Annotated in this window: 18 protein-coding genes; 12 read left to right on the top strand and 6 right to left on the bottom strand. The window is 65.1% G+C overall.

Annotated elements, in window-relative coordinates:
• Positions 1-67: 67 nt before the first annotated feature.
• Positions 68-421: a hydroxyisourate hydrolase gene (uraH, locus tag B7G53_RS02515; RefSeq protein WP_096663059.1), complete on the bottom strand. Its 354-nt coding sequence runs from the start codon at positions 419-421 to the stop codon at positions 68-70.
• Positions 422-509: 88 nt separating this feature from the next.
• Between uraH and B7G53_RS02510 the strand changes: the two genes are divergently transcribed.
• The 7 genes from B7G53_RS02510 to B7G53_RS02480 all read left to right on the top strand — a co-directional run bounded on the left by B7G53_RS02510 (position 510) and on the right by B7G53_RS02480 (position 8123).
• Positions 510-1175 carry a GntR family transcriptional regulator gene (locus tag B7G53_RS02510; protein WP_176491260.1) on the top strand — a complete coding sequence of 222 codons (666 nt, stop codon included), beginning with the start codon at positions 510-512 and terminating at the stop codon, positions 1173-1175.
• Between the two features lie 8 nt (positions 1176-1183).
• On the top strand, positions 1184-2134 hold the full coding sequence (puuE, locus tag B7G53_RS02505) for an allantoinase PuuE (protein WP_096663056.1): 951 nt from the start codon (positions 1184-1186) through the stop codon (positions 2132-2134).
• A gap of 8 nt (positions 2135-2142) precedes the next feature.
• A complete protein-coding gene (gene uraD, locus B7G53_RS02500; protein WP_096663813.1) occupies positions 2143-3933 on the top strand; it encodes a 2-oxo-4-hydroxy-4-carboxy-5-ureidoimidazoline decarboxylase in 1791 nt (596 codons plus the stop codon).
• Positions 3926-5158 (top strand): M20 family metallopeptidase, encoded by a 1233-nt coding sequence (locus B7G53_RS02495; RefSeq protein WP_096663053.1) that lies wholly within the window; start codon positions 3926-3928, stop codon positions 5156-5158. Before uraD ends, B7G53_RS02495 begins: the two co-directional genes overlap by 8 nt.
• Before the next feature lie 176 nt (positions 5159-5334).
• A complete protein-coding gene (locus B7G53_RS02490) occupies positions 5335-6378 on the top strand; it encodes an ABC transporter substrate-binding protein (RefSeq protein WP_096663050.1) in 1044 nt (347 codons plus the stop codon).
• A 133-nt stretch (positions 6379-6511) separates the two neighbouring features.
• Positions 6512-7354 (top strand): ABC transporter ATP-binding protein, encoded by an 843-nt coding sequence (locus B7G53_RS02485; RefSeq protein ID WP_096663046.1) that lies wholly within the window; start codon positions 6512-6514, stop codon positions 7352-7354.
• A 1-nt stretch (position 7355) separates the two neighbouring features.
• Positions 7356-8123, top strand: a complete 768-nt coding sequence (locus tag B7G53_RS02480; RefSeq protein WP_096663043.1) for an ABC transporter permease — start codon at positions 7356-7358, stop codon at positions 8121-8123.
• 95 nt (positions 8124-8218) lie between these two features.
• Here the strand turns inward: B7G53_RS02480 and B7G53_RS02475 are convergent, their stop codons facing one another.
• Positions 8219-8707, bottom strand: coding sequence for a cyanophycin metabolism-associated DUF1854 family protein (locus tag B7G53_RS02475; protein ID WP_255249888.1), 489 nt, complete (start codon positions 8705-8707; stop codon positions 8219-8221).
• Between the two features lie 10 nt (positions 8708-8717).
• Positions 8718-11054 (bottom strand): cyanophycin metabolism-associated ABC transporter, encoded by a 2337-nt coding sequence (locus B7G53_RS02470; protein WP_096663037.1) that lies wholly within the window; start codon positions 11052-11054, stop codon positions 8718-8720.
• A 201-nt stretch (positions 11055-11255) separates the two neighbouring features.
• On the opposite strand from B7G53_RS02470, the gene B7G53_RS02465 reads away from it, so the two are divergent.
• The 5 genes from B7G53_RS02465 (at position 11256) to B7G53_RS02445 (ending at position 19403) form a co-directional block, all read left to right on the top strand.
• Positions 11256-13484, top strand: coding sequence for a cyanophycin synthetase (locus B7G53_RS02465; protein WP_096663034.1), 2229 nt, complete (start codon positions 11256-11258; stop codon positions 13482-13484).
• A 67-nt stretch (positions 13485-13551) separates the two neighbouring features.
• Positions 13552-16146 carry a cyanophycin synthetase gene (gene cphA, locus B7G53_RS02460; protein ID WP_096663031.1) on the top strand — a complete coding sequence of 865 codons (2595 nt, stop codon included), beginning with the start codon at positions 13552-13554 and terminating at the stop codon, positions 16144-16146.
• A gap of 180 nt (positions 16147-16326) precedes the next feature.
• Complete coding sequence (locus B7G53_RS02455) at positions 16327-17157, top strand: urease accessory protein UreD (protein ID WP_096663028.1); 831 nt, start codon at positions 16327-16329, stop codon at positions 17155-17157.
• Positions 17158-17283: 126 nt separating this feature from the next.
• Entirely contained in the window at positions 17284-18087 is an 804-nt protein-coding gene (locus B7G53_RS02450) for a M48 family metallopeptidase (protein WP_096663810.1), read from the top strand.
• Between the two features lie 104 nt (positions 18088-18191).
• On the top strand, positions 18192-19403 hold the full coding sequence (locus B7G53_RS02445) for a cation:proton antiporter (RefSeq protein ID WP_255249887.1): 1212 nt from the start codon (positions 18192-18194) through the stop codon (positions 19401-19403).
• A 24-nt stretch (positions 19404-19427) separates the two neighbouring features.
• On the opposite strand, the gene urtE is transcribed toward B7G53_RS02445, so the two are convergent.
• From urtE to urtC, 3 genes are all read right to left on the bottom strand, one after another.
• Complete coding sequence (urtE, locus tag B7G53_RS02440) at positions 19428-20120, bottom strand: urea ABC transporter ATP-binding subunit UrtE (RefSeq protein ID WP_096663025.1); 693 nt, start codon at positions 20118-20120, stop codon at positions 19428-19430.
• Positions 20121-20753: 633 nt separating this feature from the next.
• Positions 20754-21635, bottom strand: coding sequence for an urea ABC transporter ATP-binding protein UrtD (urtD, locus tag B7G53_RS02435; protein ID WP_096663023.1), 882 nt, complete (start codon positions 21633-21635; stop codon positions 20754-20756).
• Entirely contained in the window at positions 21632-22750 is a 1119-nt protein-coding gene (gene urtC, locus B7G53_RS02430; protein WP_176491259.1) for an urea ABC transporter permease subunit UrtC, read from the bottom strand. Before urtC ends, urtD begins: the two co-directional genes overlap by 4 nt.
• Position 22751 lies beyond the last annotated feature (1 nt).

Raw genomic sequence — 22751 nt, 5'->3', positions numbered from 1 at the left:
CGGCAAAGCCAGATCCGCGGCCCCTGCTTGAATAAGCCCTCCACTCAGTTCACGCTTGCCGGCGAGTTCAGGATCCCCGATACGTGGAATAACTCCAGGGACTGACAAGCAGCGGCACGTGGTAATGCTGGCTGGTGTCGGCCACGCCGAAGTCCAGGCTCACCCTGTTCAGGAAATTCGGCTCCGGCAGCGTCACGCCGCGCGCACGGAAATATCCCGCCACGTCAAACACCAGCCGGTACGTGCCGCGCTGGAGGCTGCTGGTGTCATAGAGCAGACCGTCGGGGTTGCGACCGTCGCTGTTCAGGCGGAACGATTTCACCAGCGTGGCCTGATCGCCATCGGTGGTGTACAGCTCGACGAACATGCCGGCCGCTGGCGTGCCGTGCATGGTGTCCAGCACATGTGTGCTCAGGCCCATGTCAATTCCTTGTTTGCAGTGCATCGGTCCACCCGATGGTCTACTGAAAGTGTATACACTTTTGGGCTTTCCGGCTATCATTTGCGCCATGGAATCGTCCACCACCAGCGCCATTGTTGAAGCCCTGACCAAGGCCATTGTGGAGCACCGGCTGCATCCGGGCACCAAGCTGGCCGAGCAAAAACTGGCCGACCATTTCGGGGTGTCGCGCACGCTGGTGCGCCAGGCCCTGTTCCAGCTGTCGCAAAACCAGCTGATCCGGCTCGAGCCCGCGCGCGGCGCCTTTGTCGCGGCGCCTTCGGTCAATGAAGCGCGCCAGGTGTTTGCGGTGCGCCGCATGCTGGAAGCCGAGATGACCCGGACGTTTGTGCGCAGTGTCACACCAGCCCGGATCAAGGCCCTGAAAGAACATGTGGCGCAGGAAAAAATGGCGGTGGACCGGCAGGATGCGCCGGGTCGCGCCGAACTGCTGGGTGACTTTCATGTCCGTATGGCCGAACTGATGGGCAACGAGGTGCTCGCACAGATGCTGGGCGACCTGATTTCGCGCTGCTCGCTGATCACGCTGATGTACCAGAGCGCCAGCGCCGCCGAACACTCACACGACGAACATGCCGACATCGTCAGGGCGCTGGCCGCCAGGAACGAGGAGCGCGCCGTGCGCCTGATGGACGAGCACCTGCAGCATGTCGAGGAAAACCTCAGCTTTGACCGCCCGCTGCCGACCAACGATATTTCCATGGCCCTGTCTTGAACCTGAGCATGACCACCTACGACACCACCCTGCCCTACCCCAGAGACCTGGTGGGCTATGGCCGCACGCCGCCGCATGCGCAGTGGCCGGGCCAGGCCCGCATTGCCGTGCAATTCGTCCTGAACTACGAGGAAGGCGGCGAGAACGCCGTGCTGCATGGCGATGCCGGCTCCGAACAGTTTCTCTCCGAGATGGCGAATCCGCCCAGCTACCCCGAACGCCACCTGAGCATGGAAGGCATTTACGAGTACGGCGCGCGGGCCGGCGTCTGGCGCCTGCTGCGCGAGTTTGAAAAACGCCAGCTGCCGCTGACCGTGTTCGGCGTCAGCATGGCCCTGCAACGCCACCCCGAGCTGACCGCCGCCTTCGTCGCGCTAGGCCACGAAATCGCCTGCCACGGCCTGCGCTGGATCAACTACCAGGGCGTGGACGAAGGGGTCGAGCGCGAACACATGCGCCTGGGCCTGGAGATCATCACGCAGATGACCGGCCAGCGGCCGCTGGGCTGGTACACCGGCCGGGACAGCCCGCGCACGCGGCGGCTGGTCGCCGACGACGGCCAGCTGGCCTACGACAGCGACTACTACGGCGACGACCTGCCACTGTGGATGAAGGTGACGCGCACCGACGGCAGCGTGGTGCCGCGGCTCGTCGTGCCCTACACGCTGGACACCAACGACATGCGTTTTGCGCTGCCCCAGGGTTTCTCGCAGGGCGACGACTTTTTCACCTACCTGCGCGACAGCTTCGATGCGCTGTATGCCGAGGGCGACCCGAATGGCCTGAACGCGCCCAAGATGCTCAGCATCGGCATGCACTGCCGCCTGCTGGGCCGGCCCGGGCGCATCGTGGCGCTGCAGAAATTCCTCGACCATGTCCAGCAGCACGAGCATGTCTGGATCTGCCGCCGCATCGACATTGCTCGCCACTGGCAGCAAGTCCATCCCTTCAAAGAATGACCAAGACCATGACCGCTTCCCTGACCCTTGAACAACTGAACACCGCACCGGCCCCTGAAGCCGCGGCCTGGCTGGCTGGCCTCTATGAACATTCGCCGTGGATCACCGAAGCCGCGCTGGCCCAGCGCCCTTTCCGGTCGCTGGCACACCTCAAACACCTGATGGCCGGCATCGTCCGCGAAGCCGGCCGCGAGGCCCAGCTCACGCTGATCCGCGCCCACCCCGAGCTGGCCGGCAAGGCCATGGTGAGCCGCGCGCTGACGGCCGAATCGACCAACGAACAGGGCAAGGCCGGCCTGACGGACTGCACACCCGACGAGTTCGCTCGCCTCCAGGCGCTCAACACCGCCTACAACACGCGGTTCGGCTTTCCCTTCATCCTTGCCGTGCGCGGCCCGCGCGGCACCGGCATGAGCCGGCAGGAGATCATCGCCACCTTTGAGCAGCGACTGGCCAACCACCCCGACTTCGAGCTCGGTGAAGCCTTGCGCAACATCCATCGCATCGCCGAGTTGCGACTCAACGACAAGTTCGGTGTGGCGCCCCGCCTGGGCAACCAGGTCTGGGACTGGCAGGAAGAGCTCAGCAAATTCAGCGACCCGGGCTACCTGGAAAAAGGCCAGCTCACGGTGACCTACCTGACCGACGCGCACCGCGCCGCCGCCCGGCTGATCGAGCAGACCATGCGGGACAGCGGCTTTGATGAGGTGAGCGTGGACGCGGTCGGCAACGTGGTGGGCCGCTACCGGGCCGCCGCGCCCGGCGCCAAAATCCTGATGACCGGCTCGCATTACGACACCGTGCGCAACGGCGGCAAGTACGACGGGCGCCTCGGCATTTTTGTACCCGTGGCCTGCGTGGCCGAGCTGTCGCGCGCGGGCCAGCGATTGCCTTTCGATTTTGAAGTGATTGCTTTTGCCGAAGAGGAAGGCCAGCGCTACAAGGCCACCTTTCTCGGCTCCGGCGCGCTGATCGGCCAGTTCAACCCGGCCTGGCTGGAGCAGACGGATGCCGACGGCATCAGCATGCGCGAAGCCATGCAACACGCCGGCCTGCCGGCCACGCTGGAGGCCATCCGCGCCCTGCAGCGCCAGCCGGCCGACTACCTGGGTTTTGTCGAGGTGCATATCGAGCAGGGCCCGGTGCTCAACGAACTCGACATGCCGCTGGGCATCGTCACCTCCATCAACGGCGGTGTGCGTTACACCTGCGAGGTCACCGGCATGGCCAGCCACGCCGGCACCACCCCCATGAACCGCCGGCGCGACGCGGCGCTGGCCGTGGCCGAACTCGCGTTGTATGTGGAGCAGCGCGCGGCGCGCGACGGCGACTCGGTCGGCACCATCGGCATCTGGACGGTGCCCGGCGGCTCGACCAACGTCGTGCCCGGGCGCTGCCAGTTCACGCTGGACCTGCGCGCGCCCAACGACGCACAGCGCGACGCGATGGTGGCCGATGTGCTGGCCGAACTGAAAACCATCTGCGAACGCCGCGGCGTCCACCACACGACCGAACAAACCATGCGCGCCGCGGCGGCGCCAAGTGCCCCGGACTGGCAACAGCGCTGGGAAAAGGCGGTGGACAGCCTGGGTGTTCCGCTTTACCGCATGCCCAGCGGCGCGGGCCACGACGCGATGAAGCTCCACGAGGTGATGCCGCAGGCCATGCTGTTCGTGCGCGGCCAGAACTCCGGCATCAGCCACAACCCGCTGGAAAGCACGACCAGCGACGACATCGACCTGGCCGTCCAGGCATTCCAGCACCTGCTGACCCAATTTGGCGGAACCAAGCATGACTGATGACGAACAACTGGATGCCTGGGTGGACGCACACTTCGACGAGGAAGTGCGCTTTCTGCAGGAACTGATCCGCGTCCCCACGCCCACGCCGCCCGGCAACAACGCCCCGCATGCCGAACGCACGGCCGAGCTTCTCCACGCTTTCGGTTTCGAAGCGGAAAAACACAAGATCGCGCCGGTAGAGGTCAAGGCCTACGGACTGGAGTCCCTGACCAACCTGATCGTGCGCCGCCGTTACGGTGAAGGTCGGACCATCGCCCTGAACGCCCACGGCGACGTGGTGCCGCCCGGTGAAGGCTGGACCCAGGAACCTTATGGCGGCAAGGTCGTGGACGGCAGGATCTACGGCCGGGCCTCGGCCGTCAGCAAGTCCGATTTCGCCACCTACACGTTTGCCGTCCGCGCGCTGGAGGCACTGGGCATCCCGCTGCAGGGCAGCGTGGAACTGCATTTCACCTACGACGAGGAGTTCGGCGGGGAAATGGGTCCCGGCTGGCTGCTCAAGAACAAGCTCACCCGGCCGGACCTGCTGATCGCCGCGGGTTTCAGCCATGAGGTGGTGACCGCGCACAATGGCTGCCTGCAGATGGAAGTCACGGTGCACGGCAAGATGGCCCATGCCGCCATCCCCGACACCGGTGTGGATGCACTGCAGGCGGCGGTGCACATTCTCAATGCGCTGTACGCGCAGAACACGCTGTACCAGAAGATCAACTCGAAGGTCGAGGGCATCACCCATCCCTACCTGAACGTCGGTCGCATCGAAGGCGGCACCAACACCAACGTCGTGCCGGGCAAGGTGATGTTCAAGCTGGACCGCCGCATGATTCCCGAGGAAAAACCGTTTGAAGTCGAACGCGCGATCCGCACGGTGATCACCGAGGCCGCCAAAGAGTGCGAAGGTGTCCGCGTCGAGATCAAGCGCCTGCTGCTGGCCAACGCGCTCAAGCCCCTGCCGGGCAACCAGCCGCTGGTCGACGCGATCCAGAAGCACGGCCAGGCGGTCTTCGGGGAGCTTATCCCGGCGATGGGCACGCCGCTCTACACCGATGTTCGCCTGTACGCCGAGGCCGGCATACCGGGCGTGATTTACGGCGCCGGGCCGCGCACGGTGCTCGAGTCCAACGCCAAACGCGCCGACGAACACCTGGTCCTCGACGACCTGCGCGGTGCGACCAAGGTGATTGCGCGCACCCTGCGCGAACTGCTGGCGCCCCCGCCATGAACCCCTGGCGCCGGCAGCCCTCCCCATGCAGCACGGTGCGGGCCGCTTCAGGGGATATCCCGATGGCTGCGCCGCGCACCCGACCCACAATCAGGGATGCACATGGTGCCTCCAGACACCAGCCGGGCATTTTTCTTGCTTGACGTGATACATCCCTACCTTTCCCTGGAGCATCCATGACCAAACGCGCTTTCCTCAAGACCTTCGCCGCCCTGGCCGTCACGGTCGCCACCGCTGTGTGCGGCCATGCCTACGCCCAGAACACGCCCATCAAGTTCCAGCTGGACTGGCGCTTCGAAGGCCCGGCAGCGCTCTTCGTCACGCCCGCCGCCAAAGGTTATTTCAAGGACGCCAAACTCGACGTGACGATTGACGCCGGCAACGGTTCGGGCGGCACCGTCACCCGCGTCGCGTCGGGCAGCTACGACATGGGTTTTGCCGACCTGGCCGCGCTGATGGAATTCCACGCCAACAACCCCGACGCCGCGAACAAGCCGGTCGCGGTGATGATGGTCTACAACAACACGCCGGCTTCGGTGATGGCCCTGAAAAAATCCGGCATCAAGACCGTCGCCGATCTGAACGGCAAAAAACTCGGCGCACCGGTGTTCGACGCCGGCCGCCGTGCCTTTCCGATTTTTGCCAAGGCCAACGGCATCAGCGGCGTGCAGTGGACCGCCATGGACCCGCCGCTGCGTGAAACCATGCTGGCGCGCGGCGATGTCGATGCCATCACCGGCTTCACCTTCACGTCGCTGCTCAACCTGGAAGCGCGCGGCGTGAAAGCCGAGGACGTGGTGGTGCTGCCTTACGCCGACAACGGCGTCAAGCTCTACGGCAACGTGATCATCGCCTCGCCGAAAATGATCAGGGAGAACCCTGCCGCGGTGAAAGCCTTCCTGCTGGCCTTCACCAAGGGCGTGAAGGAAGTCATCGCCAAACCGGCGGCCGCCATTGAAGACGTCAAGGCACGCGACGGCATCATCAACACCGCGCTCGAAACACGCCGCCTGCAGCTGGCCATCGACACCGTGATCAACAGCCCCGACGCACGGGCCGAAGGTTTTGGGCGGGTCAAGGGCCCGCGCCTGACACTGATGGCCTCGCAGGTGTCGGACGCCTTCAACACCAAGACGCGTGTCAATGCCGACAGCGTGTGGAACGGCTCCTTCCTGCCCACGGTGGCCGAGCTCAACATCCTGCCCGCCGCGAAGAAGTAAGCAAGCAACCGCGACATACGGCGCCTGCCCGCGACCCGCGCCGGCAGACACCTTGAACGGCACGGCCGGCCTTTCCCTGAAATGCCGGCCGTTGTCCTGAACGTCCCGAGCGAATCACAAAACTCAAAGATCCATGCAAGCACCTCCCGACGGCCATTTTGTTGACTTCAGCGACGTCTGGCTCGCCTACAACGACGAGTTGCTGGCGCAGAACCACTTCGCTGTGGAAGCCATCGACCTCAAGGTGCGCGAGGGCGAGTTCATTGCCATCGTCGGGCCCTCGGGCTGCGGCAAGTCCACCTTCATGAAGCTGACCACCGGCCTGAAGATGCCGTCCAAAGGCCGCATCACGATCGACGGCCAGCCGGTGACCGGCCCGCTGAAGATTTCCGGCATGGCTTTCCAGGCGCCCTCGCTGCTGCCCTGGCGAACCACGGTGGACAACGTGCTGCTGCCGCTGGAGATCGTTGAGCCCTTCCGCAGCCAGTTCAAATCCAAACGCAAGGAATTCGAGGAGCGCGCGCGCAAGCTGCTGCAAAAAGTCGGCCTCGGTGGTTACGAGGACAAGTTCCCGTGGCAGCTGTCGGGCGGCATGCAGCAGCGCGTGAGTATTTGCCGCGCGCTGATCCACGAACCCAAGATGCTGCTGCTCGACGAGCCCTTCGGCGCGCTCGATGCCTTCACGCGCGAGGAGTTGTGGTGCATCCTGCGCGACCTCTGGACCGAGCAGCGCTTCAACGTCATCCTGGTCACGCACGACCTGCGCGAGTCGGTCTTCCTGGCCGACACCGTGTATGTGATGAGCAAAAGCCCGGGGCGTTTTGTGGTCAAACGCGAGATCGACCTGCCGCGCCCGCGCGATCTCGAGGTGACCTACACCCAGGCCTTCGGTGACATCGTCCACGAGCTGCGCAGCCACATCGGCGCCATCCGCACGCCCGTCATCAACCCGGCTCCCGCCGCTGAAGGCAAATAGCATGAGCAAAAAACAGATTGAACGCTGGTCCCCGTTTGTGCTGCTGCTGGCCATCCTGGCAATCTGGCAGGGGGTGGTCGTGGTGTTCGGCATCGCCGAATACATTTTTCCCGCGCCGCTGGCGATCGCCCAGTCCATGGCCGAGTTCGCCGGCCCGATCGCGCAGGCCGCCTGGAAAACCTTCTGGGTCACCATGGTCGGCTTCGGCCTGTCCATCGTGGTCGGCGTGATGCTGGGTTTTCTGGTCGGCTCCTCGCGCCTGGCCTATGCCGCGGTCTACCCGCTGCTGGTCGCCTTCAATGCCGTGCCCAAGGCGGCGATTGTGCCCATCCTGATCGTCTGGTTCGGCATCGGCGTCGGCCCCGGCATCCTGACCGCCTTCCTGATCTCGTTCTTCCCGATCACCGTCAACATGGCGACCGGCCTGGCCACGCTGGAGCCGGAGCTGGAAGACGTGCTGCGCGTGCTAGGCGCCAAGCGCTGGGACGTGCTGGTCAAGGTCGGCCTGCCGCGCTCCATGCCCTACTTCTACGGCTCGCTCAAGATCGCGATCACGCTGGCCTTTGTCGGCACCGTGCTGGCCGAAATGACCGCCGGCGACTCCGGCATCGGCTACCTGATGCTCAGCGCCGGCTCGCAGCAGCGCATGGCGCTGGCCTTTGCCGGGCTGGTCGTGATCGGCGCGATGGCGATGGTCATGTACGAGCTGTTCAGCTACATCGAGAAACACACGACCGGCTGGGCGCATCGCGGGACGCAGGGCGGCTGAAATCCATAGCGCCTGCTGACCACTATGCCTGTCATCCCGGACTCGATCCTGGCTCGCGCAGCATGGATTGTGGGTCAAGCCCACAATGACAAATCCTAGAGGAAACGCTCGAGCAAGCGCCGTGAAGCACGATCCAGCGCGCCCATGTCCTTCACGCTGAAGTGCACACCGTGGCCGGCGGCAATCAGCAGCGACTCGCGGTTCAGGCGGCGGATGTCTTCCTCGCCCTTGAGCACAAACGAGGTCTCGCCGCGGTCGGTTTCGACGACCCATGTGCTGGGTGTGCCGAAGCTCGACACGCTGATGAGCCGCGTGATCTCGGGCACAAAGTCGCGCAGGGCGAGTTCTTCCTCGAGCAGGCTGCGCTGCGGCAGCGGCAAATCATCCAGCCGCTCCAGCCAGACCAGTTCATGGCCCTCGCTGCTGATCAGGGAGATGCCCTCATCGGGCGCGGCAATCGGGAAAGCGCGCACCGGCACCACGCCCAGGTGCTGCTCGCCGTTGTCTGCAACCAGCAGCAGTTGGCCCGAGGCCTGCCGCTCCAGCTGGAAAGCGGGGCTGGCTGAAGTGGGGGGGGTGGTCATGCGGACTCCTTCAGACATGGCCGTTGTGCTGGGCGGTATGGGTCACCTGCGAGGTCGCCAGGGCGATGCGGCCTTCTTCGGCATCGACATTGCCCTCGCTGTCGACCTGGCGCGCCTGGGCTTCGTAGAGCCGCCAGTAGGCGCCCTGCTTCGCCATGAGTTCGTCGTGCGGTCCGACCTCGACCACCTGGCCGCGGTCCATCACCACCAGCCGGTCGGCCTTGCGCAGGGTGGACAGGCGGTGCGCGATGGCAATCGTCGTGCGGCCCTGCACCAGGTTGTCGAGGGCTTTCTGGATTTCCTGCTCGGTCTCGGTGTCCACCGACGAGGTCGCCTCGTCGAGGATCAGGATGCGCGGGTCAATCAGCAGCGCGCGCGCGATCGAGATGCGCTGGCGCTCGCCGCCCGACAGGCCCTGGCCGCGTTCGCCGACCAGCGAGTCGTAGCCCTGCGGCAGGCGCAGGATGAACTCGTGCGCATGGGCGGCACGGGCCGCGGCCACGATGTCGGCGCGGCTGGCGCCCGGTTTGCCGTAGGCGATGTTCTCGGCGATGGTGCCGAAGAACAGAAAGGGTTCCTGCAGCACCAGGCCGATGTTGCGCCGGTAGTCGGCCACGGTGAAGCGCCGGATGTCGGTGCCGTCCACGCTGATGCTACCGTCGGTCACGTCGTAGAACCGGCAGATCAGGTTGACCAGGGTGCTTTTGCCGGAGCCGCTGTGACCGACCAAGCCGATCATCTCGCCCGGCTGGATGGTCAGGTCCAGGCCGCGGATCACCGCGCGGTTGCCGTAACGAAAGCCCAGTCCGCTCATCTCGATGCGGCCCTGCATGGGCGCCATCGGCACCGGGTTGGCCGGCTCCGGCACGTTGGAGACGTGGTCGAGGATGTCAAAAATGCGCTTGGCGCCGGCCGCCGCCTTTTGTGTGACCGAGACAATGCGGCTCATGGAGTCCAGCCGGGTGTAGAAGCGGCCGATGTAGGCAATGAAGGCGGTCAGCACACCGACCGTGATCTGCTGTTTGGACACCAGCCAGATGCCGAAGGCCCAGACCACCAGCAGGCCGATTTCGGTCAGCAGCGACACCGTGGGCGTGAACAGCGACCAGACCTTGTTGAGCTTGTCGTTGACCAGCAGGTTGTGCCGGTTGGCGTCGCGAAAGCGCTGGGCTTCGCGCTTTTCCTGGGCAAAGGCCTTGACCACGCGGATGCCGGGAATGGTGTCGGCCAGCACATTGGTCACTTCGGACCAGACCCGGTCTATTTTTTCAAACCCGGTGCGCAGGCGGTCGCGCACCGTGTGGATCATCCAGGCGATGAAGGGCAGCGGCAACAGGGTGACCAGCGCCAGCCAGGGGTTGATCGAAAACAGGATGGCGGCGGTCATCACGATCATCAGCACATCGGTCGCAAAGTCGAGCGCGTGCAGCGACAGGAACACGTTGATGCGGTCGGTTTCCGAGCCGATGCGGCTCATCAGGTCGCCGGTGCGTTTGCCGCCGAAATAGTCCAGCGACAGCTCCAGCAGGTGGTCAAAGGTGGCCGTGCGCAGGTCGGCGCCTATGCGTTCGGACACCAGCGCCAGCAAATAGGTGCGCGCCCAGTTCAGCGCCCAGCCGAGCAGCGCCGCCGCCAACAGGGCACCGAGGATCGCCAAGACCTTCCAGGACTCGATCTGCTGGCCGTTCTGGAACGGGATCAGGATGTCGTCCATCAGCGGAATCGTCAGGTAGGGCGGCACCAGGGTCGCGGCGGTGGAGGCCAGGGTCAACAAAAACCCGGAAAGCAGCTGCCACTGGTAAGGCCGGGCAAAGCGCCACAGGCGCAGCAAGACCCAGGTGGACGGCGGCGTGTGCAGTTCGCGGGCGCAGGTCGGGCACTCGTCGCTGTCCGCCGGCAGCACCGTATCGCACAGGGGGCACAGGGCCATGTCGTCGCCGGCGGCAGCCGCACCGGGCGCCAATTGCTGCTCAAAAAGGCGCAGCAGCCGCAGCGCCTGCACATTGACCGCCAGCGTAAACCGCCAGCTGGCCAGGCGCTGCCCCCCCTGGTGAAGTTCCAGCGTGCCGACACCGGCATGGTCGAAATGACGCAGTGACAGGGGCGGCAGGTGGCCGGAGGCATCCGCCGGGCGCAACGGCCAGTTGGCCCACAGGCCGGTGTCGGGGTCGCGGGCCATCAGGCGGCGGTCGGTCAGTGCCAGCAAGCCCCGGGAAAAACGAAGTTGTTGATTCAGGTCAACCAGCACCGTACATAACACGTTCTCATGGTTTGCGAGTTGAGCGCGCAGGTCGGTCTGCGCTGAACCAGCCTCGCTGGAGGCGTCGACCGGATGGGAATGTTGCATTGTGATGTGGAAGCCGTAAAAACCGGTGCCCCCGAAACAGTGGGGTCAAATGAGGGATTTTCGCCCAATCGGCGCCGGCTGATGCAAGATTCGGTCACCGGACCGGAAAACCTGCCCGAACAAACAGAAACGCCCGTTGTAGGCGCCTATTCAGAAAAGAACGTTGCCCCGGCCCGGCCGGTTGACCGAATTCATAAAAACATGAGCAAACAGGACGACATCCAGCTTCTGCACATCAACTACCTGCGCGGCCCCAACATCTGGACTTACCGCCCTGTGCTGGAAGTCTGGATGGACCTCGGCACGCTGGAGGACTTCCCCTCCAACCTGCTGCCGGGTTTCAGCGACCGCCTGGTCGCCCTGCTGCCGGCCCTGCTGGAGCACCACTGCGGCGTCGGCGAGCGCGGCGGCTTCATCCAGCGGCTCTACGAAGGCACCTGGGCCGGCCATGTGCTGGAGCATGTCGTCATCGAACTGCTGAACCTGGCGGGTATGCCCACCGGTTTCGGCCAGACCCGCAGCACCTCGAAACGCGGCGTTTACCGCATGGTGGTCCGCGCCCGCGACGAGCAGGTGGCACGCAGCGCGCTGGCCGAGGGCCACCGCATGCTGATGGCCGCCGTCAACAACGAGCCCTTCAGTGACGCCGACCTGCAGGCGGCGGTTGGCCGCGTGCGCGACAAGGTCGACGAGTGTTACCTTGGTCCCAGCACGGCCTCCATCGTCGCTGCTGCGACCGAGCGCCGCATTCCGCACATCCGTCTGAACGACGGCAACCTGGTCCAACTGGGTTACGGCGCCAGCCAACGCCGCATCTGGACGGCCGAGACCGAACTCACCAGCGCGATTGCCGAAGGCATCGCCGGCGACAAGGACCTGACCAAAAGCCTGCTCGCTTCCTGCGGCGTACCCGTGCCCGAAGGCGAGATCGTCGACAGCGCCGAAGCCGCCTGGGAGGCCGCGCAGGAGATCGGCCTGCCGGTGGTGGTCAAGCCCACCGACGGCAACCACGGCCGCGGTGTGTCGCTGGACCTGACCACCCGCGAGCAGGTTGAAGCGGCTTTCCGCGTCGCGGAACCGCAGGGCAGCGAAGTGATGGTCGAGCGTTTTGTGCGCGGCCACGAACACCGGCTGCTGGTGGTTGGCGGCCGGGTGGTCGCCGCTGCACGCGGGGAGACCGCGACGGTCCGCGGCGACGGCCGCGCCAGCGTGGCCGAACTGGTCGAAGCGCAGCTCAACACCGACCCGCGGCGCGGCGCCACCGAAGACTTTCCGCTCGGCCTGATCGAGCTGGCCCGCGACGAAGCCATCCTGCTGGACCTGCAGCGCCAGGGACTGAGCCCCGCCTCGGTGCCGGACGCCGGACGCCAGGTGCTGATCCAGCGCAACGGCAATGTGGCGATCGACTGTACCGACGAGATTCACCCCGACGTCGACCATATCGTTTCGCTAGCCGCCCGCGTCGTCGGCCTGGACATCGCCGGTGTGGATGTCGTGGCGCAGGACATCTCCAAACCCCTGCATGCCCAGGGCGGCGCCATTGTGGAAGTCAATGCCGGTCCCGGCCTGCTGATGCACCTCAAGCCGGCCGAAGGTGCGCCGCGGCCGGTCGGCCGCGCCATTTGTGACCACCTGTTTCCCGAAGCGCCCGAAGGCACGCACAGCGGCCGCATTCCCGTGGTCGGCGTGGCCGGTTCGGCCGGCACGCACCATGTGGCGCGTCTGGTGGCCTGGCTGCTGCAGCTGTCAGGGCGGCACACCGGCCTGGCCTGTCGCGACGGCCTGTTCCTCGACGGGCGTTGCCTGGATGCCAGCGACTGCACACACTGGGAGGCCGGCCAGCGCCTGCTGATCAACCGTGCCGTGCAGGCCGCGGTCTTTGAGAACGGGGCCGCCACCATTTTGCGCAGCGGCCTGGTTTATGACCGCTGCCAGGTCGGGGTGGTCACCGACCTCGGGGGCGCCGAAGCGCTGGACGAATTCGATGTGACCGGCGAAAAACAGATGTTCAAGGTCATGCGCTCGCAAGTCGATGTCGTGTTGTCCGACGGTGTGGCCGTGCTCAACGCCGCCGATCCGCTCATCGTCGAGATGGCCCGCCTGTGTGACGGCGAGGTGATCTTCTATGCCGCCGACCCGGGTTTGTGCGCCATCGCCATCCACCTGGACGGCGGCGGCCGGGCGGTTTTCATGCGCCAAGGCCAGGTCGTGCTCGCCACCGGGGCCAGCGAGGTTTTCTTGCCCGGACTGGACAAGCTGGTCGTCTGGCAGGGCCGGCATGTCCCGACGGCCGAAGACAGCCTGCTCGCGGCCATTTCAGTGGCGTGGGCGCTCGACATCCCGCTCAACCTGATCGGTGCCGGCATTGAAGCCTTCAACCTGGAAACGGCCGCCGAGCGCTCCACCCGGGAAGAAAAGGTCGCCTCATGAACACCTTGAACACCGGTTCCCTCGCAAAACGTCCCTCCCGTGACCCCCAGCCCGGAAAGACACACCGATGAAAGTTACCCGCATCCGTGCGCTGCGCGGCCCCAACCTCTGGAGCCGCCATACGGCGCTCGAGGCCATCATCACCTGCACGCAGGCCGAGTGCGCCATCGACGCCCTGCCCGGCTTTGAGCCACGCGTGCGTTCACTGTTTCCCGCCATAGGCGCGTTGCGTCCCAGTGGTTATGTGGGGCCCGTGTCGCTGGCCCATGTGCTGGAATCGGCGGCGCTGGCCTTGCAGGCCCAGGCCGGTTGCCCCGTGACTTTCAGCCACACCGCCGCCACGCTCGAGGACGGTGTTTACCAGACCGTGGTCGAATACAGCGAAGAGGCGGTCGGCCGGCTGGCGATGGAGCTGGCCCAGGCGCTGGTCCATGCCGCACTCAATGAAACCAGCTTCGACATGGAAGCCGCGATCGCCCAGTTGCGCGACCTCGACGAGGACGAACGCATCGGACCCAGCACCGGCGCCATTGTGGACGCGGCCGTCGCCCGCGGCATTCCGTACAAGCGCCTGACCAAGGGCAGCCTGGTGCAGTTCGGCTGGGGCTCGCGCCAGCGCCGCATTCAGGCCGCCGAACTCGATGCCACCAGCGCGGTGTCCGAATCGATTGCCCAGGACAAGGATCTGACCAAAAAGCTGCTGCTCGCCGCCGGTGTGCCGGTGCCCATGGGCCGGCCTGTCGCCGACCCTGACGAAGCCTGGGCCGCCGCCTTGCAGATTGGCCTGCCGGTGGTGCTCAAACCGCAGGACGGCAACCAGGGCAAGGGCGTCACGGTCAACATCGTGGACCGTGACCACCTCGAGATCGCCTTCCGTGCAGCGGCCGAATACGGCACCGTCATGGTGGAAAAATTCCTGCCCGGCAACGACTTCCGCCTGCTGGTGGTCGGCAACAAGCTGGTGGCCGCCTCGCGGCGCGAACCCCCGCAGGTGCTGGGCGATGGCCTGCACACGGTGCGTGAACTGGTCGACATCGTCAACCAGGACCCGCGCCGCGGCGAAGGCCATGCCACCTCGCTGACCAAGATCCGTTTTGACGACATCGCCGTGGCCCGCCTGCACGTGCAGGACCTCACACCAGACTCGATTCCGGCGCGCGGCCGGCGCGTGATCCTGCGCAACAACGCCAACCTCAGCACCGGCGGCACCGCCACCGATGTGACCGGCGACGTGCACCCCGACGTCGCCGCGCGTGCGGTGGCCGCCGCGCAGATGGTGGGCCTGCACATTTGCGGCGTGGACATCGTCTGCGAAAGCGTGCTGCGACCGCTCGAAGCGCAAAACGGCGGCGTGGTCGAGGTCAACGCCGCGCCCGGCCTGCGCATGCATTTGTCGCCGTCCTATGGCAAGGGCCGCGCCGTTGGCGGCGCAATGATCAACGAGCTGTTTGCACCGGGCGATGACGGCCGCGTGCCGGTGGTCGCCGTGACCGGCACCAACGGCAAAACCACCGTCACCCGCCTGATTTCGCACCTGCTGACCGCCAGCGGCCTGCGCTGCGGCATGACCAACACCGACGGTGTTTATGTCAACGGCCGCCAGACCGACAGCGGCGACTGCAGCGGCCCGAAAAGCGCGCGCAACGTGCTGATGCACCCCGACGTCGATGCCGCCGTGTTCGAAGTGGCACGCGGCGGTGTGCTGCGAGAAGGCCTGGGCTTTGACCGCTGCGAAGTGGCGGTGGTCACCAACGTCGGCACCGGCGACCACCTGGGCCTGAACTACATCACCACGGTCGAAGACCTGGCGGTGCTCAAGCGCGTGATTGTGCAGAACGTCGCACCGACCGGCTACGCCGTGCTCAACGCGGCCGACCCCATCGTTGCGGCCATGGCGCCCACCTGCCCTGGCAACGTGATCTTTTTTGCTGTCGACCGGCACCACCCGCTGATGGCCACCCACCGCGCCCAGGGCAAACGCACGGTCTACGTGGACGGCAACGCGCTGGTCGCAGCCGAAGGCGCCTGGCGTGAACGTGTGCCGCTGCACAGCATTCCGCTGACACGCAACGGCAGCATCGGCTTCCAGGTCGAAAACGTCATGGCGGCACTGGCCGCCGCCTGGGCCGTCGGTCTGACCTGGGACACCCTCAAAAGCGGACTTGCCAGCTTTGTCAACGATGCGCACAACGCGCCCGGCCGCTTCAACGTGATGGACTACCGCGGCGCCACCGTGATTGCCGACTACGGCCACAACCCCGACGCCATGCGCGCGCTGGTCAGCGCGGTGGAAGCGATGCCGGCCAAACGCCGCAGCGTGGTCATCAGCGGCGCGGGCGACCGCCGGGACAACGACATCCGCGACCAGACCATCATCCTCGGTCACGCTTTTGACGATGTCCTGCTCTATCAGGATGCCGCCCAGCGCGGCCGCGCCGACGGCGAGGTCATGGGCCTGCTGCGCGAAGGCCTGGTGGGCGCCAGCCGCACCACCCACATCGAGGAAATCCATGGCGAGTTCCTGGCCATCGACACCGCACTGGCCCGCTTGGAGCCGGGCGACCTGTGCCTGATCCTGGTTGACCAGGTGCAAGAAGCGCTGGCGCACCTGGCCAAACGGGTGAAAGAAGCCAGCGATCTGAAGCAAGTCGCGCTGGCCTGAACGCGGGGTCAGCCTTGACGCCGCGGCCAGCATCTCAAAGCTGCATTGAGGCGCGCCCGCCAGCCCGGCGAAATTTATGGAAATAATAGCCACAGCCCAATAAAAACGCGCGCAAGCAGCTATAAATTCAATAGCGTTCTTGAGGCAGAATCGCGGCGGGCCGCGGGGTAAACTCCATCGATGGCCTGGAACGCAACGCTCTCCCTCGACTACACCTTGCAGGCCGGCAAGACCGTCGCCCACTTCCGCCATGACGGCCCGTTGCGCATCCTGCAAAGCCTGTACCCCGAGGGCGACGCCGTGTGCCACAACGTGCTGGTGCACCCACCGGGCGGCCTGGTGGGCGGCGACACGCTGGACATCGCGGTCACGGCGGCCGCCGGCAGCCACGGCCTGATCACCACGCCCGGCGCCACGCGCTTTTACCGGTCGGCGGGTGAAACCGCCCTGCAGCGCACGCGCCTGCGCCTGGAAGCCGGCGCGCGCGCCGAGTGGCTGCCGATGGAAGCGCTGTGTTACAGCGGCTGCCTGGCCGAAAACCACCTGACGCTGGATCTGACGCCCGGGGCCGAACTGCTGGGCTGGGACATCACCGCGCTGGGCCTGCCCAGCGCCAACCTGCCCTTTGAGCAAGGCAGCTTTTGCCAGCACATCGAGTTGCCGGGCGTCTGGCTGGAACGCGCACGCATCCGGGCCGACGACCTGCTGCTGATGAACAGCCCCCTGGGCCTGGCCGGCCAACGCTGCATCGCCACCCTGTTTTTTGCCGCCGGCAGCAAGCTCGAGCGCCAGCGCCGGCAACTGGCACTGGATCTGGCGCGGCAGGTGCTGGAGGCGCATCCGCTGAGCGCCGCCGCGGGCGCCACCAGCCCCGATGCGCAGGTGGTGGTGGTTCGGGTGTTGGCGCCACTGGTCGAGCCGGCCATGGTCCTGCTCAAGCAGGTCTGGAAGGTCTGGCGCCAGCACTTCTGGGGAAAAGACGCACCCAGCCCGCGCATCTGGTCGGCCTGATCGTCAGGCGGCATTTGCCGCCTGCGACCTACACCATGTTTGCTGGCCGTCCTACCGGGTGCGGAGCGCCAGCGGCGCAAAATCGGAAGCGCCATTGCCCCTAAAACATTGATCTGCGAGACGCTCATGAAAACCTTTCTGACCCCTGCCCTGGTGGCCATCACCCTGCTCTTCACCGGATGCGCCAGCACCACCGAAGGCGGTGCCGTCGGTGCCTCGCGCTCGCAGCTCCTGCTGGTGTCGTCTGCGGAGCTGGACCAGATGGCGGCCCAAAGTTACGCCAAGCTCAAGGCCGAAGCCAGCGCCAAAGGCATCCTCAACACCAATGCAGCCATGCTGGCCCGCGTGCGTGCCGTGGCCGCCCGCATAGCACCGCAAACGGCGGTGTTCCGTGCCGACGCACCGCGCTGGCAGTGGGAAGTCAACCTGATCACCAGCGACCAGCTCAATGCCTTTTGCATGCCTGGCGGAAAAATCATGTTCTACACCGGCCTGGTGTCCAGACTCAACCTCAGCGATGACGAAATTGCCGTCGTGATGGGCCACGAAATTGCCCATGCCCTGCGTGAGCACTCGCGCGAACAGGTGTCCCAGGCGGCGGCCGCGCAGACCGCCATCGGCATCGGCACCCAGTTGCTGGGTCTGGGTGGCGGCACCTCACAACTCACGGAAGCCGCCTACGAAGCGCTGGTGGCCACGCGTTTCAGCCGTTCGCATGAAAGCGAAGCCGACCGCATCGGCCTGGAGTTGACGGCACGCGCCGGCTACAACCCCCAGGCCGGCGTCAGCCTGTGGCAGAAAATGGCCAGTGCAGGCAGCACCGGTGGCGGCGACTTCCTGAGCAGCCACCCCAGCGACAGCAGCCGCGTGCAGCAGATCCAGGCCTTGCTGCCAACGGTGATGCCGCTGTACCAGGCAACGCGCCGCTAAACTTGTCATTCCGAACCTGACGCGCAAGCCCCCACGTTGCCGCGTTCGGGGCAGGCACGGCGCGCCCGGTGCACGCATCCAGCAACAACAACACGGGAAAAGCCATGCCTGCCGCGATGACCACGACCGAGATCTACCTGATCGCCATGGCGATCATTTTTACGGTGCCCTACCTGATCTGGCGGGTCTTCAAGACCGACTACTACGCGCCGCTGGTGGTGGTGCAGATCATTGCCGGCATCCTGCTCGGGCCCGGCATCCTGGGCAAGCTCTACCCCGACTATTACGCCTTCGTGTTCAGCGCGCCGGTTGTGCAGTCGCTCAACGGCATCGCCTGGTGGGCGGTGATGGTGTTTGTCTGGATCGCCGGCATCGAGCTCGACCTGAAAAAAGCCTGGGCCCACCGGCGCGAGAGCACCATCACCGCCGGCCTGGCGCTGGGCACCCCGCTGCTGTTCGGCTGCGCGGCCGCCGCCGGCATGCTGATGTACGAGGGCTGGGTCGGCCCGCAGGGCATGCGCTGGCAGTTTGTCATGGGCGTGGGCATGGCCTGCGCCGTCACCGCCCTGCCCATCCTGATCCTGCTGATGGAAAAGCTCGCCATCCTGCGCCAGCCCATCGGCCAGCGCATCCTGCGTTATGCCAGCCTGGACGACATCGCGATCTGGGGCGTGCTGGCCCTGATCCTGATGGACTGGGAGCGTGTCGGCCGCCAAGCCGGCTTTCTCGCGGCCTTTGGCGTCCTTGCTTACTCTTTTCGAAAACTCATGGTCTGGCTGCCGGAACGCGACCGCTGGTACGCCGGCCTCATCTGGCTCATCATCTGCGCCTTTGGTGCGGACTGGGCCGGCCTGCACTACATGGTGGGCGCCTTCCTGGCGGGCGCGGTCATGGACGGCGAGTGGTTCAACCAGGAACACATGGACCTGCTGCGCCACCACGTGCTGCTGGTGATGATGCCGGTGTTTTTCCTGAGTACCGGCCTGCGCACCAACTGGTCGGTGGGCGGCGAAGCCGTGTTCATCGCTGCAGCGGTACTGCTGGTGGCCTCGGTGGCCGGCAAGCTGATCGGCGTCCACATCGCCGGCAAGCTGCTCAAGTGGGCGCCCGGTGAAAGTTCCATCATCGGCTGGCTGCTGCAAACCAAGGCGCTGATCATGATCATCTTTGTCAACATCCTGCTAGACAAAGGCATCATCACCAACGAAACCTTCACCGCCCTGCTCTTGATGGCGATTGCCAGCACCATGCTGACGGTGCCGGTGGTCGCTCCCAGGCTTCAGCGCATGAAGGAAATTATTTTCCGGTCGAAGTGAGGACGCGGCCGGCTTGGCCGGTCGCTAGATCGCGACCAGTTGCCGCACGCCGTTGGCCTGCATGTCCTTGCCGTTGCCGCGCGCAATGAACTCGCCGCGTTCCATCACCAGGTAGTCGTCGGCCAGTTCTTCCGCAAAATCGTAGTACTGCTCGACCAGCAGGATGGCCATGTCGCCGCGGTCGGCCAGCATACGGATGACACGGCCGATGTCCTTGATGATGCTGGGCTGGATGCCCTCGGTCGGCTCGTCCAGGATCAGCAGCTTGGGCCTGGCCGCCAGCGCGCGCGCAATCGCGAGTTGCTGCTGCTGCCCGCCCGAGAGGTCGCCACCACGGCGGTTCAGCATCTGCTTGAGCACCGGGAACAGCTCGTACAGCTCGGCAGGAATCGGTGTGCTGGCGCTTTTGTAGGCCAGCCCCATGCGCAGGTTTTCCTCCACCGTCAGGCGAGCGAAAATCTCACGGCCCTGCGGCACAAAACCGATGCCGGCGCGCGCGCGTTCGTAAGGGGTGGCGTTCTGGATAGCCTTGCCGGCGAATTCAATGGTGCCGGTCTTGATCGGCACCAGGCCCATCAGCGACTTGAGCAAGGTGGTTTTGCCGACGCCGTTGCGGCCGAGCAGCACGGTGACCTTGCCGAGGTGGGCTTCCAGACTCACGTCGCGCAGGATGTGGGAGCCGCCGTAGTACTGGTTGATGTTTTTGACGTTTAGCATTTCGTGTTTCTCGTCAAGTCTGTTGTCTGCGTGGCAAGCCGGGTCTCGCCCCGGCGGGCGAGGCACTTTTCTTTGCGTCGCCAAAGAAAAGTACCCAAAAGAAAGGCGACCCGATGGTCTGGGTCCTTCCGCTTCGCTCCAGGCAACCTGCGGTGCTCGACAAAAGCGGGGTCTCGCTCGAACTCGCTTCGCTCAGACAATCGCGAGCCCTGATCCGCTTTTGCCTGCGCTCCTCGGCCCAGCCCGACGGGTTGGGGGGAACGGATACCGAAAACCAATACCGATACGGGGAGGCGAGGACGCGCAAAGCGCGTCCTCGCCGGAGCCCGATTCCGTACCCGAACCCGCTTCCGGTCCCACCACCCTTCTGGCTGCGCCGAGGAGCGGAGGTCCAGACGGATCAGGACGGGCGATTGTCTGAGCCGAAGGCGAGTTCGAGCCCGGCCCCGGCTGGACCGAGCACCGCAGGTTGCCCCCGTAGCGCAAGCGAAGGGGGACGCAGACAGCAGGGTCGCCTTTTCTTTGCTTACTTTCTTTTGGCGAAGCAAAAGAAAGTGAGTTGCCGCCGGGCAACCCCCGGCTTGTTGGCGGACCACGGAAGCGCGGACAGACTCGCTCCGGGCGTTGGCGAAATCAACGCCCAAGGTACACCTCGATCACGCGTTCATCCGCCTGCACCTGATCCAGTGTCCCCTGCGCCAGAACCGATCCGTCACACAACACCGTGACGATCTCCGAAATCGTCCGGATGAAACTCATGTCATGCTCCACCACCATCAGCGAATGTTTGCCCTTCAGGGTCAGGAAGAGCTCGGCGGTACGTGCCGTCTCCTCATCGGTCATGCCTGCCACCGGCTCGTCGAGCAGCAGCAGTTTCGGGTCCTGCATCAGCAGCATGCCGATCTCCAGCCACTGCTTCTGCCCGTGGCTCAAATTGCCGGCCATGCGACCCACACTGTCGGCCAGGTGAATCGTCACCAGGATTTCGGCCAGCCGGTCGCTTTGCGCCGAGTCGAGCCGGAAGAACATCGACGACTTCACGCCCTTGTTGGTCTTGAGCGCAAGTTCGAGGTTTTCAAACACCGTGAGCTGCTCGAACACCGTGGGCTTCTGGAACTTGCGGCCGATGCCGAGCTGGGCGATCTGCGGTTCGGTGTGGCGCAGCAGGTCAATCGTGCTGCCGAAGTAAACCGTGCCTTCGTCGGGCCGGGTCTTGCCGGTGATGATGTCCATCATCGTCGTCTTGCCGGCGCCGTTGGGGCCGATGATGCAGCGCAGCTCGCCCGGTGCAATGTCGAGCGAGAGTTTGTTGATGGCCTTGAAGCCGTCGAAGCTTACGCTCACATCTTCCAGGTACAGGATGCGGCCGTGGGTCACATCGACTTCGCCTGGGGTGGCGATGCGGCCCGTGCTGGCGTTGCGCCCGCCTGACTCGGTGTTGGACTTGCTCGCCTCCAGCGCCGCGCGGCGTTGTTCAATACGTGCGGCACCCTGCTCCAGAAGATCTGGCGTCATTTCTCACCCCCTTTGCGGAGTTTTTTGACCAGGCCAACCACTCCATTGGGCAGGAACAGCGTGACCGCGATGAACAGCATGCCCAGGAAATACAGCCAGTACTCGGGATAGGCCACCGTCAGCCAGCTCTTGGCGCCGTTGACAATGAAGGCGCCGAGAATGGGGCCCACCAAGGTGGCACGCCCGCCGACCGCCGCCCAGATCGCCATCTCGATCGAGTTGGCCGGGCTCATTTCACTCGGGTTGATGATGCCCACCTGCGGCACATACAGGGCGCCGGCAATGCCGCACATCACGGCCGACAGGGTCCAGATGGTCAGCTTGTAGCCGATCGGGTTGTAGCCCGAGAACATCACACGGGTCTCGGCGTCGCGGATCGCCTGCAGCACCCGGCCAAACTTGCTGCGCACCAGCCACCTGGCAAACAGGAAGAAACCGAGCAAGGTCAGACCGGTGATGACGAAGAGCCCCATGCGCATGGTGGGTGTGGCAATCGGTGTGTCGAGAATGCGCTTGAAGTCGGTGAAGCCGTTATTGCCGCCGAAGCCGGTTTCATTGCGGAAGAACAGCAGCATGGCCGCGAACGTCATGGCCTGCGTGATGATGGAAAAATACACACCCTTGATGCGCGAGCGGAAGGCAAAGTAGCCAAACACGAAGGCCACCACGCCAGGCACCAGCACGATCAGGAACAGCGTGGCGACAAAGCTGTCGCTGAAGGTCCAATGCCAGGGCAACGCTTTCCAGTCGAGAAACACCATGAAGTCGGGCAAGTCGCTTTTGTAGTTGCCGTCGCGGCCGATCTGGCGCATCAAATACATGCCCATGGCGTAGCCGCCCAGCGCAAAGAACAGGCCGTGCCCCAGCGACAAGATGCCGGTGTAGCCCCAGATCAGGTCCATGGCCAGCGCCACAATGGCGTAACACATGATCTTGCCGAGCAGCGCGACCGCGTAGGTGCTCATGTGGAACATGTTGGTCTCGGGCACCATCAGGTTCAGCACCGGCGCCAGCGCGCAAACCAGGAGCAGCGACACGATGAAGGCGCTCCAGCCAGCCCGTGTGAGCAAGGGGTCCTTGGCCGGCAGTGTGATCGAAGGTATGGATGGGGTCATG

It is taken from the genome of Polaromonas sp. AET17H-212, assembly GCF_002379085.1.
Lineage (GTDB): Bacteria > Pseudomonadota > Gammaproteobacteria > Burkholderiales > Burkholderiaceae_C > Polaromonas.
Note: the sequence above shows the minus strand (reverse complement) of the source record. Positions and strands in the feature narration are given on the sequence as shown.

Excerpts from the sequence above, each read along its gene's own strand:
- urtE (WP_096663025.1), bottom strand. The coding sequence starts at position 20,120 with ATGCTAAACGTCAAAAACATCAACCAGTACTACGGCGGCTCCCACATC.
- B7G53_RS02510 (WP_176491260.1), top strand. The coding sequence starts at position 510 with ATGGAATCGTCCACCACCAGCGCCATTGTTGAAGCCCTGACCAAGGCC.
- B7G53_RS02450 (WP_096663810.1), top strand. The coding sequence starts at position 17,284 with ATGAAAACCTTTCTGACCCCTGCCCTGGTGGCCATCACCCTGCTCTTC.
- B7G53_RS02475 (WP_255249888.1), bottom strand. The coding sequence starts at position 8,707 with ATGACCACCCCCCCCACTTCAGCCAGCCCCGCTTTCCAGCTGGAGCGG.
- B7G53_RS02490 (WP_096663050.1), top strand. The coding sequence starts at position 5,335 with ATGACCAAACGCGCTTTCCTCAAGACCTTCGCCGCCCTGGCCGTCACG.
- urtD (WP_096663023.1), bottom strand. The coding sequence starts at position 21,635 with ATGACGCCAGATCTTCTGGAGCAGGGTGCCGCACGTATTGAACAACGC.
- B7G53_RS02485 (WP_096663046.1), top strand. The coding sequence starts at position 6,512 with ATGCAAGCACCTCCCGACGGCCATTTTGTTGACTTCAGCGACGTCTGG.
- B7G53_RS02455 (WP_096663028.1), top strand. The coding sequence starts at position 16,327 with ATGGCCTGGAACGCAACGCTCTCCCTCGACTACACCTTGCAGGCCGGC.
- B7G53_RS02480 (WP_096663043.1), top strand. The coding sequence starts at position 7,356 with ATGAGCAAAAAACAGATTGAACGCTGGTCCCCGTTTGTGCTGCTGCTG.
- B7G53_RS02445 (WP_255249887.1), top strand. The coding sequence starts at position 18,192 with ATGCCTGCCGCGATGACCACGACCGAGATCTACCTGATCGCCATGGCG.
- B7G53_RS02465 (WP_096663034.1), top strand. The coding sequence starts at position 11,256 with ATGAGCAAACAGGACGACATCCAGCTTCTGCACATCAACTACCTGCGC.
- uraD (WP_096663813.1), top strand. The coding sequence starts at position 2,143 with ATGACCGCTTCCCTGACCCTTGAACAACTGAACACCGCACCGGCCCCT.
- B7G53_RS02495 (WP_096663053.1), top strand. The coding sequence starts at position 3,926 with ATGACTGATGACGAACAACTGGATGCCTGGGTGGACGCACACTTCGAC.
- cphA (WP_096663031.1), top strand. The coding sequence starts at position 13,552 with ATGAAAGTTACCCGCATCCGTGCGCTGCGCGGCCCCAACCTCTGGAGC.
- B7G53_RS02470 (WP_096663037.1), bottom strand. The coding sequence starts at position 11,054 with ATGCAACATTCCCATCCGGTCGACGCCTCCAGCGAGGCTGGTTCAGCG.
- uraH (WP_096663059.1), bottom strand. The coding sequence starts at position 421 with ATGGGCCTGAGCACACATGTGCTGGACACCATGCACGGCACGCCAGCG.
- puuE (WP_096663056.1), top strand. The coding sequence starts at position 1,184 with ATGACCACCTACGACACCACCCTGCCCTACCCCAGAGACCTGGTGGGC.
- urtC (WP_176491259.1), bottom strand. The coding sequence starts at position 22,750 with ATGACCCCATCCATACCTTCGATCACACTGCCGGCCAAGGACCCCTTG.